This is a genomic window from Hymenobacter sp., from assembly GCF_035709525.1.
Lineage (GTDB): Bacteria > Bacteroidota > Bacteroidia > Cytophagales > Hymenobacteraceae > Hymenobacter.
This window is the reverse complement of record NZ_DASTEP010000200.1, coordinates 1-2,054: the sequence shown is the minus strand read 5'-3', so window position 1 is coordinate 2,054 and position 2,054 is coordinate 1. Positions and strand designations below refer to the sequence as shown.

Annotated in this window: 1 protein-coding gene; it reads right to left on the bottom strand. The window is 64.2% G+C overall.

What is annotated here, in order from left to right; all coding sequences use genetic code 11:
• Positions 1-47: 47 nt before the first annotated feature.
• The gene (locus VFO93_RS17675; protein ID WP_325135707.1) at positions 48-2,000 is read right to left on the bottom strand and encodes a DUF3857 domain-containing protein; all 1,953 of its coding nucleotides are present in this window, start codon (positions 1,998-2,000) and stop codon (positions 48-50) included.
• Positions 2,001-2,054 lie beyond the last annotated feature (54 nt).

Sequence of the window (2,054 nt, the reverse complement as noted above, 5' to 3'; positions counted from 1 at the left end):
CCGGAGGGGAGGGGGCCAGGGGGTGGGGTAACCCGCCCGGCGAGGCCTCACTTTTTCTTCTTCAAAATCACAACTTCCCGGTACGCCGCGCCGAGCTTGTCCACCACGCCGTTCCACTGCGTGAACTGCTGCGTGGGCAGCAGCAGGTAGTTCACGGTCAGCTCGCGGTTTTGGATGATGCGGTCGCCCTGGCGCTCGTAGCTGATGCGGAAATTGAGCGGGCCGGCCGCGTCGCCGGCCTGGGCGGCGGGCGGCAGGTAGCTCACCTCGTAGCCGGCGGGCACCACCAGCTCGGTGCGGGTGTGGTCGGTGTGAGCAAATTCGTTGGCGCGGGGCAGGTGGCGCGTCAGCGAGTCGAGGCGGTCGTGGGCCAGGGGTTTTTCGAGGTTCAGGTTCACGTAGAGCTCGTCGTCGAGCTTCTGCACGTAGTCTTGCAGGCGGTAGTCGTAGGTGAGGCGCAGGGGCTGGTCGCGGGCGGCGAGGTTTTGCACCGCGTATTTATCCACAAAGAACTTGTTGCTGCCGCGTTCCAGCAAGGCTTTCACGTACTTAGGCTCCTGCACTTTATCGAGCCCGCCGAGGGCGTAGCTCTGGTTTACCTTGGCGTAGCCCGTGAAATCAAGCTCACCCACGCCGTGCAGGCCGGTACCGTCCACGGTCACCACCGAGCGGTCGGTGGCCCCGTTGCGGGCCGGCGCTACCACCGGAATCGGCACCACTTTGCTTTGCTGCCCATCCAGAGCCAGCAGCCCTTCCTTGCCCTGAATAAAGGCCGAGGGCATCCCAAACGGCGTGTGGTTGCTGGTCGCATCCAGGAAAACGTACTGGCCGGGCGTGAGCTCGCAGGTCGAAATCATGTGGTTATCCACGCCCGGCGTGGCCAGCTCGCCGTACTTGTAGGGCAGGTCGCGGGTGCCCACCCAAGTCAGATACGACTTGAGGCCGGCCAGCTTCAGCATCTCGGTGGTGAGGTTGGCCATGTCCTTGCAGTCGCCGTAGCGGCGCTCGTACACCAGCCCGGCGGCGTGGGGCACAAAGCCGCGCAAACCCTGCTCGAAGGCGATGTAGCGCACGTTGTCCTGCACCCAGTAGTAGATGCGGCGGGCCTTCTCCTCGGGCGTGGCCGCGCCCGCCACCAGCGAATCGACGCGGTGCTTGAGGCCGGGGCTGTCGTGGGGCTGAATGCGCCGCACGAAGTCGGAGTACATAGTATACAGCTGCGGCACGCCGCCGAGTAGCTGCTGCTGCTTGCCCGCCACGGTGGCCTGCTCGATGTAAAACACGAGGTGCGGCAGGTAGTAGGCCGGCTTGGGCGCGTCGGCATCGCGCGAGGCGGCGGGCATGTTGTCGGCCACCCAGCGGTAGACTACGCTGCTGCCCTGCTCTTTTTTGGTGAAGGCGATGGGCAGCTTTTCGGCATTGAACAGCTTGTAATTCAGCTGCACGCCCTTGGGCGCGGTGATGGTGACCTCGGCGTGGCGCACCGGCACGTAGGAGCCGAAGTAGAAGGGCAGCAGAAACCGCCCATCGGGGTGGCGCACGGTGTAGTCGGTGATGGTGCGCACGCCCGGCACCACGGCCGGGAAGCTGAACGAGGTAGCCCGCGTGTCATCGAAAAACACGCCGTCCTGCATGTCAAATTCATCCTTGAACGCCGTCACGCGCAGCGGCTTGTACTTGTCGCTGAGGCCGGGCGTGCTGGGCACCAGTGTGCGCGCCTCCAGCTTCAATAGCTTACTAAAGTGTGAGCTATGCACCTGGTCGTAGGCGTAGCCGGCCGAGTGGTCGCCGAGGTGCACCATGTCGTGCAGGTGGTGCGCCAGCACCTGCACCGAGTCGTGGCGGATTTCCACCGTGAGGTCGGCGCGCATATCCACGTAGGCCGCCTGCTGGCCCGGATACTGGCGCTGCAAGTCGGCCAGCGGCGGCAGCGGGGCCTGCGCGTAGGCGCGGCCGGCCAGCAGCGCGCACAGGAAAAGAAGCTTAGTCGATAATCTCATAGCGGAAAGGAATTTAGAACTGAAAATATACGCCGGAAAAGGTATAGCGTAAGC

Coding starts and splice junctions, on each gene's coding strand:
- VFO93_RS17675 (WP_325135707.1), bottom strand. CDS start 2,000: ATGAGATTATCGACTAAGCTTCTTTTCCTGTGCGCGCTGCTGGCCGGC.